The sequence below is a fragment of the Methylobacterium sp. UNC378MF genome, assembly GCF_900103195.1.
Lineage (GTDB): Bacteria > Pseudomonadota > Alphaproteobacteria > Rhizobiales > Beijerinckiaceae > Methylobacterium.
Genome location: NZ_FMWU01000014.1, coordinates 98,034 through 112,193 on the forward strand (window position 1 = coordinate 98,034; position 14,160 = coordinate 112,193).

14 protein-coding genes are annotated in these 14,160 nt (G+C 66.2%); 5 read left to right on the forward strand and 9 right to left on the reverse strand.

Annotated features, from left to right (window positions below; genetic code table 11):
* Nucleotides 1–329: 329 nt before the first annotated feature.
* Nucleotides 330–1,217 (reverse strand): LysR family transcriptional regulator, encoded by an 888-nt coding sequence (locus tag BLT59_RS16100; RefSeq protein ID WP_244514023.1) that lies wholly within the window; start codon nt 1,215–1,217, stop codon nt 330–332.
* Nucleotides 1,218–1,341: 124 nt separating this feature from the next.
* On the opposite strand from BLT59_RS16100, the gene BLT59_RS16105 reads away from it, so the two are divergent.
* From BLT59_RS16105 to metG, 3 genes are all read left to right on the forward strand, one after another.
* Nucleotides 1,342–2,127 carry an alpha/beta fold hydrolase gene (locus tag BLT59_RS16105; RefSeq protein ID WP_091782139.1) on the forward strand — a complete coding sequence of 262 codons (786 nt, stop codon included), beginning with the start codon at nt 1,342–1,344 and terminating at the stop codon, nt 2,125–2,127.
* A gap of 90 nt (nt 2,128–2,217) precedes the next feature.
* Complete coding sequence (locus BLT59_RS16110) at nt 2,218–2,766, forward strand: MBL fold metallo-hydrolase (protein WP_091782142.1); 549 nt, start codon at nt 2,218–2,220, stop codon at nt 2,764–2,766.
* 194 nt (nt 2,767–2,960) lie between these two features.
* Nucleotides 2,961–4,643, forward strand: a complete 1,683-nt coding sequence (gene metG, locus BLT59_RS16115; protein ID WP_091782145.1) for a methionine--tRNA ligase — start codon at nt 2,961–2,963, stop codon at nt 4,641–4,643.
* Nucleotides 4,644–4,871: 228 nt separating this feature from the next.
* On the opposite strand, the gene BLT59_RS31325 is transcribed toward metG, so the two are convergent.
* The 7 genes from BLT59_RS31325 to BLT59_RS16145 all read right to left on the reverse strand — a co-directional run bounded on the left by BLT59_RS31325 (nt 4,872) and on the right by BLT59_RS16145 (nt 11,224).
* On the reverse strand, nt 4,872–5,033 hold the full coding sequence (locus BLT59_RS31325; RefSeq protein WP_175544029.1) for a hypothetical protein: 162 nt from the start codon (nt 5,031–5,033) through the stop codon (nt 4,872–4,874).
* 79 nt (nt 5,034–5,112) lie between these two features.
* A complete protein-coding gene (locus BLT59_RS16120; protein WP_091782148.1) occupies nt 5,113–6,276 on the reverse strand; it encodes a GlxA family transcriptional regulator in 1,164 nt (387 codons plus the stop codon).
* 90 nt (nt 6,277–6,366) lie between these two features.
* Nucleotides 6,367–7,086, reverse strand: a complete 720-nt coding sequence (locus tag BLT59_RS16125) for an ABC transporter ATP-binding protein (RefSeq protein WP_091782150.1) — start codon at nt 7,084–7,086, stop codon at nt 6,367–6,369.
* Nucleotides 7,083–7,874, reverse strand: a complete 792-nt coding sequence (locus BLT59_RS16130) for an ABC transporter ATP-binding protein (protein WP_091782153.1) — start codon at nt 7,872–7,874, stop codon at nt 7,083–7,085. The genes BLT59_RS16125 and BLT59_RS16130 overlap by 4 nt, the downstream gene beginning before the upstream one ends.
* Entirely contained in the window at nt 7,871–9,097 is a 1,227-nt protein-coding gene (locus BLT59_RS16135; RefSeq protein ID WP_091782156.1) for a branched-chain amino acid ABC transporter permease, read from the reverse strand. Before BLT59_RS16135 ends, BLT59_RS16130 begins: the two co-directional genes overlap by 4 nt.
* Before the next feature lie 28 nt (nt 9,098–9,125).
* Nucleotides 9,126–10,037: a branched-chain amino acid ABC transporter permease gene (locus BLT59_RS16140; RefSeq protein ID WP_091782159.1), complete on the reverse strand. Its 912-nt coding sequence runs from the start codon at nt 10,035–10,037 to the stop codon at nt 9,126–9,128.
* Between the two features lie 23 nt (nt 10,038–10,060).
* Complete coding sequence (locus BLT59_RS16145; protein ID WP_244514018.1) at nt 10,061–11,224, reverse strand: branched-chain amino acid ABC transporter substrate-binding protein; 1,164 nt, start codon at nt 11,222–11,224, stop codon at nt 10,061–10,063.
* 217 nt (nt 11,225–11,441) lie between these two features.
* Between BLT59_RS16145 and BLT59_RS16150 the strand changes: the two genes are divergently transcribed.
* Together BLT59_RS16150 and BLT59_RS16155 are read left to right on the forward strand one after the other, a co-directional pair.
* A complete protein-coding gene (locus tag BLT59_RS16150; RefSeq protein WP_091782162.1) occupies nt 11,442–12,419 on the forward strand; it encodes a dipeptidase in 978 nt (325 codons plus the stop codon).
* A gap of 5 nt (nt 12,420–12,424) precedes the next feature.
* Nucleotides 12,425–12,955 (forward strand): 4-vinyl reductase, encoded by a 531-nt coding sequence (locus BLT59_RS16155; protein ID WP_091782164.1) that lies wholly within the window; start codon nt 12,425–12,427, stop codon nt 12,953–12,955.
* A gap of 36 nt (nt 12,956–12,991) precedes the next feature.
* Here the strand turns inward: BLT59_RS16155 and solA are convergent, their stop codons facing one another.
* Entirely contained in the window at nt 12,992–14,152 is a 1,161-nt protein-coding gene (solA, locus tag BLT59_RS16160; protein ID WP_091782325.1) for an N-methyl-L-tryptophan oxidase, read from the reverse strand.
* Between the last annotated feature and the right edge of the window lie 8 nt (nt 14,153–14,160).

Genomic DNA, 14,160 nt, shown 5'->3' on the forward strand with positions numbered 1-14,160 from the left:
GGCCGCCCGCTCCGTACGTCGAATCGGTTAGGCCGCACGATGCCACGGCATGGCTCGCGCCCGCTGGCGCTGATCGATCCACAGCTGCCGCAGGAAGGACGCTTCTCTGATGCCTCAGAAGTCCTCACGTTGACCCACCGTAGCGGTCCCAGAGTTTACACCTCGTCTCCGGAGGCTACCAAGACAGCGAGTCCTAGCCTCCGACCGCAGGTGCTAAACTAAAGCCTGAATTAATGGTCTTTCGCGCAGTCGATGTAACGATTATTGGATGGTAGATTGGCGTGAAGCTCCCGTCATCGATGCCGCGTATTGCTGTCGAACTTCGGTGCTCATGTACTCTCAACCTTCGGTGAGGACAGCCACTCGACCATGAAGTCGATGAACGCGCGCGTGGGGGCCGGGATCAAGGTTCGGTGGGCCCATAGCAGATAAAGGGGAAGCGAACGTTCCCGCCATCCCGGCAAGATCTCGACCAAAGTACCAAGTTTCAGGTGGGCATCTAGCATAAAGCTCGGAGCCAGCAGCACGCCGCGACCGAGCAGCGCCAGACGGACCAGAAACTCGACATCGGACGCTACGACGCGCCCCTGGAGTGCAACCGCGACCCGTTTCCCGTCCGGCGGCCCGAAGCTCCACCGCGTCGGCACTTCCGTTTGCGCGTAGATCAGCGCCTCGTGTCGGGAGAGGTCCTGAGGATGCTCGGGTACGCCGGCGCTCACCAGATAAGCGGGCGAAGCGGCGAGGATCAGCGGATAGATGGCCAGACGTCGCGACATCAGGCTGGACGTCGCGAGCTCTCCAAGCCGGACGGCTAGATCGTAATCTCCCGCCAGAAGGTCGGCTTTTTGCTCGGACAGGTCGATCTCGACGGTGACGTTTGGATATCGTTCGAGGAACGACGTGATAGCCGGCGCCAAGAGCGCGTTGCCAAAGCCGAGCGGGGCGGTCAGGCGGACACGGCCGCTTGGCTCCGCCTGACGCGCCCCAGCCTCAGCGTCCGCCAGCGCGATCTCTTCCAGCGCTGCGACGCAGCGATCGTAATAGGCTCGGCCCACCTCAGTGGGGCTGAGGCGCCGCGTGGTGCGACTGAGTAGCCTGACGCCGAGATTGGCTTCCAGAGCCTTCAGATGCTGGCCGGCCATCTCGGCCGATATACCCGTAGCGCGGCCCGCAGCCACGATGCTTCCAAGTTCCACGGCGCGGCGAAACACCGTCATGCTCACGAGCCTATCCAGCGCCATTCCAAATCCATGGTTCGGAGTGAACCTGCTATTCGAAGGATTATACCAATGAGCGTCGGCGCATAGCTTCTAAGGCAGCTTTTGAGCTTGGAGCAGAGAGATGCGTTCACAGACAATTTTCACCAGGGGCGCTGAACTCGTGGTCGACGATGCTGGCCGCGATGAGCCGGCGCTTATCTTCTTGCATTACTGGGGCGGCTCGGCGCGAACGTGGGGCACGGTCGCCTCTCAACTGCCCTCCAGCATCCGGAAGATCGCCATCAATCAGCGCGGCTGGGGAGGCTCGCAGGCGCTCGACGGTCGGTACGGTCTGGAGGCGCTCGCAGATGACGTTATCGACACTGTCGAGGCGCTCGGCATCGGGCGCTACGTCGTGGTCGGGCACTCGATGGGCGGCAAGGTCGCCCAGATTCTAGCCGGGCGGCGTCCACACGGACTCGCCGGCCTAGTCCTGATCGCGCCAGCCCCACCGACGCCGATGCAGGTGCCCGCAGAGGTTCGCGCCGGCATGTTGGCCTCCTATCAGTCGCGGGAAGGTGTCCTGCAGGCGCTTGATGTCCTAGTGGGAGCGGTGCTCGACGACACGCAGCGGGAGCAGGTTATCCAGGACACACTGCGCGGCGATGCGGAGGCCAAGCGATCCTGGCCGGAGCAGGGCATGATAGCCGACGTCAGCGCGGCGCTTACCGGACTAGACCTGCCCGTCGAAATCATCCTGGCGGAGCGTGATCCGATCGAACGCGAGGCGGCCCTGAGGCCGATCTTCGCTGAATGCCTGCCGCAGGCCACGCTCTCTACCATCCCTGACGTCGGCCATCTTGTACCCCTGGAAGCGCCTCACGCGGTCGCGTCGGCCTGTGAACGCGCCTTCGCTTCCATGAGCTGATGGCGATGGAAGGTGCAGCCGCCGACACCAGCACTCCGCGATGGAGAGCCTTCCACCTCAGGCGCACAGGGGGCAGACCGTGAGAGCTCGATGACCACGCATCGCATCGTCACCGTTCCGATTCCGCCACGAGGAATGGTGAACAGCTTCATCCTCGTCGGTGACCGCGCCGTATTGGTGGGCACGGGCGTGCCCGGCAGCATGCCTAAGATCCTGGCGGCCCTGGCACGCGGAGGCTTGGCGCCGAGCGACATCTCGCTGTTCTTGATCACCCACCGGCATGTCGACCATACCGGCAGCGCGGCGGGGTTGAAGCACGCCACGAGCGCGTCTGACGCGGTCCAATCTCTTGACGCGGAATGGCTGAGGCGTGGCGACGGCAGACTGCGGCCACTGACCGGCTGGGGCGGGCGGCTGCTCGACCGAAAGGTCTTGCCTCGCAACCTGCGTGTTGAACAGCAAGACACGGTCGGCCAGAGTCCGTCAGCTTTTTTGGCAAGCCCTCACCGAAGCAGACTGGCGGCTTTCGGCCAATTCTGGCGATGCTGCCGCATCTGTCCCCTGCCTCAGTCGGGTGGGAAGCGGTCACGCTGTCCAGCGCAAGCCCTGAGCATTGATCGCTCGCGGTTAGAACGGTAGACACTTCCTATGCGTCCGGTTTTCGCCCGCACCCTGCGAATGACCCGGCCCGACCGCATGAGGTCCGGCCGGAGAGGGTGACGCGCGTCAGAGCGCGATAGGCGAGAGCGCCGAACCCAGCCCTTCCGTGCCGTGCGGGAGGGCTTTTTCTTTGCGGGTTCGGCGCGTCCACTCCCTGCATACGGGACGCCCTCATGTCGCACCGCATCCTCATCACCAGCGCTCTGCCCTACGTCAGCGGTGCAAAGCACCTTGGCAATCTCGTTGGATCCCTCCTGCCCGCCGACGTGCACGCCCGCTTCCACCGTCAGATCGGCAGCGAGGTGCTCTTCGTCTGCGCCACCGACGAGCATGGCACCCCCACCGAGATCGCGGCCGCCCAAGCCGGTCTCGATCCTCGCAGCTTCTGCGACCGCGAACACGACCGGCAGGCGGACGTCTATCGCCGCTTTGGTCTCAGCTTCGACCATTTCGGCCGCTCTTCCGCGCCCAGCAATCACGCGCTCACCCAGCACTTCTACCGGCGGCTCGACGCGGCCGGGCTGATCGACGAGCGGGCCGTTCCGCAGATCTGGTCGCCTGCCGACGATCGCTACCTGCCCGACCGCTACGTGCTCGGCACCTGCCCGCACTGCGGTGCTTCCGATGCGCGGGGTGACCAGTGCGATGCCTGCGGTACCCTGCTCGATCCCGTAGACCTGATCGCGCCGCGCTCAGCGCTGTCCGGGGATACCCGGTTGGAGGTGCGCGAGAGCCGCCACCTGTTCCTGCGCCAGTCGGCGCTCGTAGATCGGTTGAACAGTTGGCTCGATACCCGCTCGGGCTGGCCGCCCTTCGTCGCCTCCCTCGCCCGAAGCTGGCTGACCGCGGACCTCAAGGACCGCTGCATCACGCGCGACCTCGCCTGGGGCGTGCCGGTGCCGCGGCCCGGGTTCGAGGGTAAGGTGTTCTACGTCTGGTTCGACGCGCCCATCGCCTACATCGCCGCCACCCAGGACTGGGCCGCTGCTCGGGGGCGAGACTGGAGAGAGTGGTGGTGGGGCGAAGCTGCCCGCGGGACCAGCTATGTGCAGTTCCTCGGCAAGGACAACGTGCCGTTCCACGCCGTCAGCTTCCCCGGTACCTTGCTGGGCTCGGGCGAGCCCTGGCGGACGGTCGACGTGATTAAGGGCTTTCACTGGCTCACGCACGAGGGCGGCAAGTTCTCGACGAGCCAGGGGCGTGGCCTGTCGTGCGAAGCGGCGCTCGACGCACTGCCTGCCGACCTTTGGCGCTGGTGGCTGATAGCGAATGCGCCCGAGAGCGCCGACGTGGACTTCCGTTCTGTGCGGTTTGCAGCGGACGTGAACAAAGACCTCGCCGACGTGTTCGGCAACCTCGTCCAGCGGGTGACGCGCTTCGCACGGTCGGCGTTCGATGGACGCGTGCCCGCGGGTGGCAAGCCGGGTGAGGCCGAACGCGCGCTGGCGCTGAGCGTCCGGCAACGCGTGAGCACCATCCGCACCCATCATGAGGCACGCGAGTTTCGACACGCTGCGGCGGAGACCCGGGCACTCTGGGCGGCCGCGAACGCCTACGTCCAGGCCGCAGCACCCTGGTCGTTGCTCCGAACAGACCGCCCAGGTGCTGCGGTGGCAACCCGTACTGCCCTGGCACTCATCGAGGTCTGCGCTACCGTGGCATGGAGCATCATTCCGAACCTCGCGACCTCGGCCATCACCGCGGTCGGTGGGGAGGTGAGCGCGGGCCCACCCCCGTGGCCGGACGATGTGGCCGATCAGCTTCTCAATGAACGACGAGCAGGAGTGGCCCTTGCGTCCTCGTTCGCGCCTGTAGCCAAACTCAGCGTCGAGGCTTCCGGCTTCGCAGGTTGGTGAACAGGAAGCAGGATAAGCTGTACCGCCCGGCATTGTGGTCAGCAGGCGTCGGTGGGGGCTTATCCGCTTTCCCATAGGGCTTTCTCTGAAGCGGACCAGCGGCTTTCGGCCAGACTACGTCGCGCCGATCGCCAACGCATGCAGGACCGGACATTCGGCTTCGCGCCCATCCCGGCCATTCGCTCGCTTCCCGTGGCGTCTCCAAAGCAGACTTGAGCTCACCATGAGCTACCATTCTCGCCGCCGTACTTCGGCCTGTCCCGTGGTCAGCGGAATGTCGGAGGCGGTCATGCCGATCCGCAGCACGCGCTGCGCCGAAGCGGAGTTGCTCAGGCTCATCAGGGGGGCGCAGGACAGGATCGCAGATTGCCACTGCAGCGCCGTCCGCATGTCGGGACCTTGATTGTGTGCCGACGTCGGATGCGCCGGCGGCGACCCCGTCCAGCCAATCGCCAGCCCCGCCTGGGGGCTACTGGGCGTAGGGACGCCGCTCACAGCTCAGGAACCGATCGATTCCGAGAACCCCGGCCGGTTCGTCGTTCAGGTAGCGATGGAAATTGCCCTGGCTGTCGGGAGATCCGGCCAACGCCCGCAGACTGTCCCACTCCTCCGACGCCTGCGCCGAACCTTGGCTGTCACCCCGACGCATGGTCGATGGCGAACATCCGAAGCTGCGACGGAACAGGCGGTTGAAGTGGGATACGTCCGAGAACCCGCATTCCGTGGCGACCTCCGTGATGGTCTGCGGCGAGTTCGCCAGGAGCCAGCGTCCATAGAGGACGCGAAGGTCTCGTGAGTATTCCTGGACGCTCTTGCCGACGAGCTTGCGGAAGACCCGTTCGAGCTGTCGCTTCGACAGTCCCACGGTTTGCGCGATCTTCTCGACCCGCTGAGGCGTGCTGAGGTTCTGCTCGATCAGCAGCATCGCCCGGCGGACCCGGTTGTCCTCGACGATCCCGGCGCTCGGCGGCTGGGGCTGAGCCCCGGCCGCGGGACGAGCCCGGTCGGTGACCATAATATGCAAGCTCTTCTGGGCATGTCCCGGACCAAGGTGCCGGTCGATGAGCCAAGCCCCAAGATCCAGGCTGGCGAGACCGCCCGCGCAGGTGATGAACGGGCCATCCTCCACGAAGAGTTGGTCCGCGACTGGGATCACATCGTCATGCCGCGCGACGAGATCGGTGAAGTGGTACCAACTCACGCAGCAGCGGCGGCCGCGCATCAGCCCCGCCTCGGCCAGGGCGATGCCGCCGGTGCAGATGCCGATGAGGCGCACCCCGGCAGAATGGGTCTCTCGCATGAAGGCGAGGGTCCGGGAGTTGTATGGCTCCCGGTCGAGCAGTCCGCCAACGACGACGATGTAATCAAACCGGGTCGGATCCGAGAACGTCTCCCAGGGCATCACCTGGATCCCGCAACTCGACGTCACCGGCTCCAGGTCCGGGGCCAGCAAGCTCCATGAGCAGCGCTCTGGTCGGCTGCGATCCCCCTCGTCCGCGGAGAGGCGCAGGATGTCGATCAGGGTCGAGAAGGCCACGAGGGTGAAGTGGGGCAGCAACACGAAACCGAGCGACAGCTTGCGACGGCTCGCCGCCTGCAGGGGTGTGGTCGGCAGTGTCCGGGGTATGGTCATGCCATCCGGTGCGTTTGCCCGGACTGTGATCCGGTCGGCCCCCTGCTGCAAGAGGCGGACCAGGGGCGAGCGAACAGCGGGACGCCGGCGTTAGTGCATAGCGCCGAAATAGGCCCGTTGTAGTTCGGGGTCGTCCCGCAGCGTCGCGGAGGAGCCCTGCGCCAGGATGCGCCCGCCGGATAGGACATAGCCGTAATGGGCGATCGCTAGGGTCTGGTTCACGTTCTGCTCGACGAGCAGGACCGTGACGCCTGTCGCATTGATCCGGGCGATCACATTGAAATTCTCTTGCACGAAGAGCGGCGACAGCCCCAGCGAGGGCTCGTCGATCACGAGGAGCTTCGGATCGGTCATCAACCCCCGGCCGATCGACACCATGGCCTGCTCGCCGCCGGACATCGTCCCGGCGAGCTGACGTGCCCGCTCCGCGAGACGCGGGAAGACGGCATGCACGCCGTCGAGCCGACGCCGGATCTCCCGCTCGGACGACACGCGGTAGGCGCCGAGCCGCAGGTTCTCCTCGACGGTCATCTTGGAAAAGATCCGCCGGCCCTCGGGAATGCAGCCGATCCCGAGGCTGACCACATCGTGCGTCTGCATCCCGTCGAGTTTGCGCCCATCGAAGGAAATGGAGCCCCGGTGCGGCGGTGTGAGACGCAGGATCGAACGGATCAGCGTGGTCTTGCCGGCGCCGTTCGAGCCAAGGATGCAGGTGATTCGCCCAGGGGCCACCTCGAGGGTAATGTCGTCGAGGACATCGACACGGTCGTAGGTGGTGAAGACGCCGTCGATGATCAGGCGCGCGGTCATGAATGCCCCAGATAGGCTTCGCGGACGGTCGGGTCGGCGGCCACTTCGTGGAAGCGGCCCTCGCAGATCTTGCGGCCGTAGTTGAGGACGACGCAGCGGTCGGTGATGCGCTCGATCAATCCCATCTCGTGTTCGACGATGATGACGGTCAGATCGCCACGGCTGCGCTGCACGTCGAGGATTTCGTCGATGAGCTGGTTGGTCTCGTCGTGGGTCATGCCGGCGGAGGGCTCGTCGAGGAGCAGGATTTTCGGCCGTCCGATGAGGGCCCGGCAGATCTCGACCCGGCGGCGGTCGATCATGCCGAGGGCGACGGCCGGCTCGTCGAGACGCCGGGCGAGGTCCGGGTTGAACAACCGGGCTAGATCCCGTGCCTCCTCGGCGAGGGCCGCGACAGTCCGCGCCAGAGTGCGGCGGCGCAGAAGATTGTCGATCACACCCTGCGGTAGACGCTCTTGTGCGCCGAGCGCGATGTTGTCGAAGACGGAGAGCGGCAGGCACAGACGCGAACGCTGGAAGGTCCGGGCGAGACCGAGCCCGGCGAGCGCGTGGGCGGGCTCGCGGGTGATGTCGCGGCCATCGAGGACGATGGTGCCGGCCGCCGCCGGGTAGATGCCGCTCGTCACGTTGAAGAGGGTGGTCTTGCCCGAGCCGTTCGGGCCGATCAGACCTAACACCTCGCCGCGCCGGACCGTCAGGTCGAGGGCGTTGAGGGCGAAGAGGCCGCCGAAGCGGACGGACAGGCCCTCTGCCTCCAGGATCGCGGGGGCTGCCGCCACGGCGCTCATGCCTGGCGCCCCGCGACGAGGGTCCGGGTACGGCGGGGCAACAGGCCGCCGGGGCTGAGGACGAGGACGAGGATCACCAACACCGCGAAGAGCAGAAGCCGGTATTCCTGGATGAATTGCAGCTTCTCCGGCAGCAGAACGACGATCATCGCGGCCGGCAGTACCCCCCAGCGGTTGCCGATCCCGCCTAGGATGACGATCGACACCATCATCAGCGAGTCGCCGAGGGTGAAATTGTTGGGGGCGATGAATCCGGTCATCTTGGCGTAGATCGCCCCGGCCATCCCGGCGAGCACGTTGCCCAGGGTGAAGGCGAGGATCTTCCAGCGGGCGATTCGCAGGCCGAAGACCTGGGCGGCGACCTCGTCGAGCCGCACCGCGTCGAGACGGATGCCGATCCACGATCGATCAAGGAGACCAACGAGCGCCAGGGCCGCCGCGGTGAGGGCGAGGCAGAGCAGGACGTAGTTGGCGTAGAACGAGAACGTCATGCCGAACAGGCTGAGGTCGTTCGAGAAGTCCCAGCCGAACAATGTGATCGGCGCGAGCTTCAAGCCTTGCGGACCGCCGAGCATCTCGTTGGCGTCGAGGAAGACGTTGAACATCACCCCGAAGGCCAGGGTCGTCAGGGCGGCGTAGTGGCCTCGTGTCCGCAGGAGCGGCAGGACAAGGAGCGAGCCGATCGCGACGGCGACGGCGCCCCCGAGCAGGATGCCCGCGAGGTCCGGGATGGCGATTCCCTCGGCCTGGCCGAGGGCCGCTGCGGTATAGCCGCCGCAGCCGAGGAAGGCCGCGGCGCAGAAATTCGAGAGGCCGGCATAGCCGAGCTGGATCGTCAGACCGAGACACACCGTGGCGTAGATCAGCACCGTCGCCAGCATCAGGAGGCCGAAATTGTCCTCGCGGAGCACGACGAGGATGCCGAGGCAGGCCGCTACCAGCACGAGCCGCGCCGGCCAGGGATGAGCGGCGGCGCCGCGCTCCACGGCGGCGATCACCCGGAACCGGGCGGCGGCGAACCACGCGATCCCGCAGGCCACCAGCGCCGAGAGGACGAGCCTCTGGTCCTCCGCATGGACCAGGAAGGCGACCGCCCCGGCACAGGCGGCCACGACGACCGCGAAGACCGCGAAATCCGAAGTCCGCCGGGCTCTCACCCCGGCCGCCATCGGCAGTGCGTCCCGGGGGACCTCGTCTTGGGTGGAGCGGTGGCGCATCAGCATCGGTACGTCATCCGGGCGGGAGGAGAGGTCAGACGCGCTCGCTGGCGCGCTCGGCCAGCAGCCCGGTGGGGCGCCACGTGATCAGGGCGATGACGGCGACGAAGGCGACGACGTTCTTGTATTCGCTGAAGGCCGGCAGGGCGGCGACGACCGCCGTTTGGAGGCCTGCGAAGAGGTAGCCCCCGAGGATCGCCCCCCAGAGATTGCCGAGGCCGCCCACGATGGCCGCACTGAAGCCGATCACCGCGATCAACAGGCCCATGCCGTAGTTGATCTCGCTATAGTACAGGCCGGAGATCACCCCCGCGAAGCCCGCCGTCGCCGAACCGAGGGCGAAAGTCAGGGGGACGACACGGAAGAAGTTGACGCCCATCGTTCGGGCGGTTTCCTGATCCTCCGCCACCGCCCGCATCGCGAGCCCGAAGCGGGTGCGGTTGATGATGTGGTGGACGAGGGCGATGAGCAGGAGCCCGGCCACGATCAGGATCAGCCCGTCGTAGCGGACGAAGACGCCACCGACCGTCGCCCCCCCAGGTGGCAGCAGGGCGGGGAAGCGCTGCGAATTGGTGCCGTTGGGGAAGAACAGCCGGATCGCCTCGCGGATCACGGTGCCGACCATCATCGTCATCAGCAGCAGGTTGAGGGGCGGGGCGGAGCGCAGGGGCAGGATCAGGAGGCGGGAGATCCCGGCGCCGAGGAGCGCGGCGAGACCTACGGCCGTCGAGACGGCGGCCAGGATCTGCACGCTCGTCGGCAGCCCTGCGGCGGCGGCGGCAGTCGCCGCGACCAGGGCGCCGAAGGCCCCGAACGTCATCACGTCCCCATGGGAGAACTTGATGACGTTCATCACACCGAAGAAGATCGTGAACCCCATCGCCACGAGGCCGTAGATCGTCCCCTGCATGAGCCCGTTGAGGACGTACTGGCCGATCGCGCTCATCGCATGTCTCCGATCGCTCGGTCTCAGCGGTGCAACAACTTGCGCTTGCCGCTCGCGTACTCGCTGTCCTCCCAGACCACCCACTTTCCGTCCTGCACCACGTACTTCGTGGTGAGCGGCGTGATGTTCTGGCCGTGGTCGTCGAAGGTGATCGGCCCGACGATCGAGGGCACGTCCTTCACGTCACCGAGCGCCGCGGTGATCTTCGCCCGGTCAGGCCCCACCGCCTCGATCTTCTGCATCAGCAGGTGGGTGGCGATGTAGGCGAAGGGGCCGTAGGCCTCCGGCGGCTCCCGGTAGCCCGCCGCCTTGTAGTTTTCGGTGAAGGCCGCGCCGCCGGGCATCTTGGAGAGGGGCGGCGAATCGAAGAAGGTCACGGTGCCTTCGGCGAGATCCGGCCCGACGGCGTTGATGAACGCATCGCCCATGATCCCCGAATTGCCTTCGAACTGCGCCTTGATGCCGAGCTTGTCCATCTGGGTCCGCAAGCGCGTTCCCAGCGGCGTGAGGCCGCCGAAATAGATCACCTCTGGATTCAGCTCCTTGATCTTCGTCAGTTCGGCGCTGAGATCCTGCTGATCGGGCGCGACCGCGAAGCTTCCGAGGATGTTTCCACCGTTTTCCTTGGTGAACTCGGTGAAATATTTGTTCATCGACTTGCCGTAATCGGTCGAGTCGGCGAATGAGACGAAGGTCTTGTAACCCTTTTCCTTCATGAACTGCGCACCGACCCGGTTTTGGCCGATCAGAATGCCGCTCACCCGGTGGATCTCCGGGTATTTGTTGGCATAGGTGATTTCGGGCAGCACAGCCGCCCACACCACCATCGGCAGCTTGAAGCGGTGGAACACATCGACGGTGGCGATTGCGGTGGCCGAGCAGTAATGCGGCACCGCCGCCGCGATGCTCCGGTCTGAGCCGAGCTTTGTCACGACCTGCACGCCGACATTCGGCTTACACTCATCATCCTGGACGACCAGTTCGTACTGGTAGGTGTGGGCCGGATCGGCGTTGAACAGCTTCACGGCAAGTTCGGCAGAGTTGCGGGCGCCGATTCCGTGCGGAGAGTTCGGACCGGTGAGGGGACCGACGAACGCGATCTTCACCGTGTCCTTGGCCTCGGCCCATCCTGGAATGAGAAGCGTGCCCGCCACCACCGCGAGGCACCGCCGCATGATCCGACCCATTCCGCCTCTCCGTCTGAATTCGAGGGCAGACTAGGCAGCGCGGCCATAAGCAGACTAGCACGCAAGCGCGCTGGCCCCTGAACGGATGCGCCATCGGTGCCACCGCGGAGCGAGGCGCATGCGTACCGACCCGATGACGGAAACGTCCTAGCTGTCGTCCGACGGAAGGGTCGATCAAGGACGACCCAAACCCCGGAAGCCCCAGCGGAGACCGCGCATGCCGTCCGAACTGCACGACCGATCGATCGTCATCGACGGCCTGATCATCTCTGATTTCGGCCGATCGGTCTTCGAGGACATGCGGAAGGCTGGGCTCACCGCCGCGAACTGCACCTGCTGCGTCTGGGAGAACTTTACGGAGACGATGCGCAACGTGATGCGCTGGAAAGCGTATTTACGCGACCATACGGACCTGATCACGCAAATCTACACCACCGCCGACATACGGGCCGCTAAGGAGGCCGGGAAAACCGGGATCATCCTTGGCTGGCAGAACATCACCGGCATCGAGGACCAGATCGGCTATCTCGGCCTGTTCAAGGAACTCGGTGTCGGCATCATCCAGATGGCCTACAACACTCAGAACCTCGTCGGCACCGGCTGCTACGAGAGCCGGGATGGCGGCCTTTCCGATTTCGGGCACGATGTGCTGGCCGAGATGAACCGGCTCGGCGTCCTGGCCGACCTCTCGCATGTGGGTCCCAAGACCAGCGAGGACGTGATTGTCGCCTCGAAGCAACGGGTTGCGTACTCCCACTGCCTTCCGGCCGGGCTGAAGGCGCACCCGCGCAACAAATCCGACGAACAGCTACGCTTCATCGCCGAGCGGGACGGGTTCGTCGGCGTGACCATGTTCCCGCCCTTCCTCAGGCGCGGGCTGGAATCGACGGTCGACGATTACGTCGAGGCGATCGAGTACGTCCTGAACCTGTGCGGCGAAGACAAGGTCGGCATCGGCACCGACTTCACGCAGGGTTACGGCCGGCCGTTCTTCGACTGGATCACACACGACAAGGGCTATGGCCGCCGGCTCACTGATTTCGGCGAGGTGATCAACCCAGAGGGCCTGCGCACCATCGGCGAGTGGCCGAACCTGACGGCGGCGATGGAGCGCCGTGGCTGGCCGGACGCCCGTATCGAACGGGTCATCGGCGGCAACTGGGTCGCGCTCCTGCGCGACGTGTGGGGAGCGTGAGGACCATGGGCAAGCCGCAGGTCGAGATCCACGTCGACGACGCCACCGGGCGCTGGTCCGTCGATGCGCTGCCGATGATCCTGGTGCCGCAGCACTTCTTCCTCAACAACCACTTCGCCCTTGAGACGGAGCTGGGGCCCGAACGGCTGGCCGAGGTGCTGCGGCCCGCAGGCCATCGCTCGGCCTACCATTGGTGCGAGATGGAAGCTGCTCATCACGGGCTGGACGGCCTCGGGGCGTTCCACCACTACATGCGGCGCATCACCCAACGCGGCTGGGGTCAGTTCGAGGTACTGGACGTTGATCTTGGCGCTGGCAACGCTTCGGTCCGCCTGCGGAACTCGGCCTTCGTGGACGAGGAGCGCCGACGCCTCGGCCGCAAGGTCTGCACGATGTTCGCCGCGTGGCTCGAAGGCTCGCTTGAGTACGCGGCGGCGGCCTCGGGCCGGACGCTGCATCTCCAGGCCCGGGAAGCCTACTGCGCTGCGGAGGGCACACACGACCATTGCCTGTTCGAGGTCACGCCGCGGGTATAGGCCCCGGCTCTTTCCTTTCCCGTGACGCCTTCGGCACTACCGACCGGCGGGGCGCAGGCCCGGCCGGTCGAGGCCCAGGAAGCCGATTTCGTGGCGGGTCCGCCCGTCGCCGCTGGCAAGGTCCGCCAGGATCTCGCCGATCACCGAGCAGAACTTGTAGCCGTGCCCCGAGCACGGCGAGGCGAGCACGACCTGCGGATGATCCGGGTGGTGATCCAGAATGAAGTGCTCGTCGGGGGTGTTGGTGAACATGCAGTCGCGCAGGGCCATGGTCGGCCCACTGCCGGCGGGGAAGTAGCGTTCCGCAAAGTCGCGCAGGAGGCGCTCGTCGGCGGCGTCCGGCTCCCGCCGCAGGGCGTCGGGAGCGCCGGTCTCGCCGAGGTGATGGTAGCGTCCGAACTTGAACCCCGGAACCTCATAGACGGGCAGTCCGTAGTAGCGCCCCTCCGGCACCTGCAAGTTGAAGACCGGAAAGCGCGACGGCTCGAACCAAGCGGGCTCCTGCGGCTGGAGCCATGCCAACACTTGGCGCTCCGGGGCGGCAAGACCAGCCAGGGGCGCGGCGAGGTCCGCCGCCCAGGCCCCCGCCGTCAGGACCAGCCGCCCGGCTTCGTAGGTGCCGTGATCGGTCCGCACGACGACCCCACCTCCCGGGGTCGCCTGCCAGTCGAGAACCTGCTCGCGAGCATGGATCTCCGCGCCGTGGGCCTGCGCAGCCCGGACATGGGCGACGATCGCCCGCTCGCTGGCCACGAGCCCGCCCTGGGGCTGATAGACGGCGCGCATGCCCTCCGCGAGCCGGTAGGCCGGGAACCGCTCGTTGACCGCGTTGGCGGTGAGGACCTCGTGGGGCAGGTCGTGCAGCCGGGCCGAGGCCAGGGCACCCTGAAAGACATCGCTCTCCTCGGCGCCGCCGTCGATGGAGCCGGTGATCACCAGGATTTCGTCGCCCGTTGCCGCCTCAAGGTCCCGCCACAGCGCGTAGGCCCGGCGCAGGAGCGGCACATAGGCCGGATCCTCGTAATAGGGCAGACGGATGATCCGGCTGATCCCGTGGGACGAACCCATGGCGTGGGGGATGTCGTAGCGCTCCAGCCCGAGCACACGCTGACCGCGCTTGGCCAACTGCCAGGCCGCGGCACTGCCCATCCCGCCAATCCCGACCACGATGACATCGTAGGGCGTGTCCGAACGCATGGCGGCCT

What these genes read in the sequence shown, in the direction of transcription:
- BLT59_RS16110 (WP_091782142.1), top strand. Translation starts at nt 2,218, where the DNA reads ATGACCACGCATCGCATCGTCACCGTTCCGATTCCGCCACGAGGAATG.
- BLT59_RS16155 (WP_091782164.1), top strand. Translation starts at nt 12,425, where the DNA reads ATGGGCAAGCCGCAGGTCGAGATCCACGTCGACGACGCCACCGGGCGC.
- BLT59_RS16105 (WP_091782139.1), top strand. Translation starts at nt 1,342, where the DNA reads ATGCGTTCACAGACAATTTTCACCAGGGGCGCTGAACTCGTGGTCGAC.
- metG (WP_091782145.1), top strand. Translation starts at nt 2,961, where the DNA reads ATGTCGCACCGCATCCTCATCACCAGCGCTCTGCCCTACGTCAGCGGT.
- BLT59_RS16145 (WP_244514018.1), bottom strand. Translation starts at nt 11,224, where the DNA reads ATGGGTCGGATCATGCGGCGGTGCCTCGCGGTGGTGGCGGGCACGCTT.
- BLT59_RS16100 (WP_244514023.1), bottom strand. Translation starts at nt 1,217, where the DNA reads ATGACGGTGTTTCGCCGCGCCGTGGAACTTGGAAGCATCGTGGCTGCG.
- BLT59_RS31325 (WP_175544029.1), bottom strand. Translation starts at nt 5,033, where the DNA reads ATGCGGACGGCGCTGCAGTGGCAATCTGCGATCCTGTCCTGCGCCCCC.
- BLT59_RS16125 (WP_091782150.1), bottom strand. Translation starts at nt 7,086, where the DNA reads ATGACCGCGCGCCTGATCATCGACGGCGTCTTCACCACCTACGACCGT.
- solA (WP_091782325.1), bottom strand. Translation starts at nt 14,152, where the DNA reads ATGCGTTCGGACACGCCCTACGATGTCATCGTGGTCGGGATTGGCGGG.
- BLT59_RS16120 (WP_091782148.1), bottom strand. Translation starts at nt 6,276, where the DNA reads ATGACCATACCCCGGACACTGCCGACCACACCCCTGCAGGCGGCGAGC.
- BLT59_RS16150 (WP_091782162.1), top strand. Translation starts at nt 11,442, where the DNA reads ATGCCGTCCGAACTGCACGACCGATCGATCGTCATCGACGGCCTGATC.
- BLT59_RS16130 (WP_091782153.1), bottom strand. Translation starts at nt 7,874, where the DNA reads ATGAGCGCCGTGGCGGCAGCCCCCGCGATCCTGGAGGCAGAGGGCCTG.
- BLT59_RS16135 (WP_091782156.1), bottom strand. Translation starts at nt 9,097, where the DNA reads ATGCTGATGCGCCACCGCTCCACCCAAGACGAGGTCCCCCGGGACGCA.
- BLT59_RS16140 (WP_091782159.1), bottom strand. Translation starts at nt 10,037, where the DNA reads ATGAGCGCGATCGGCCAGTACGTCCTCAACGGGCTCATGCAGGGGACG.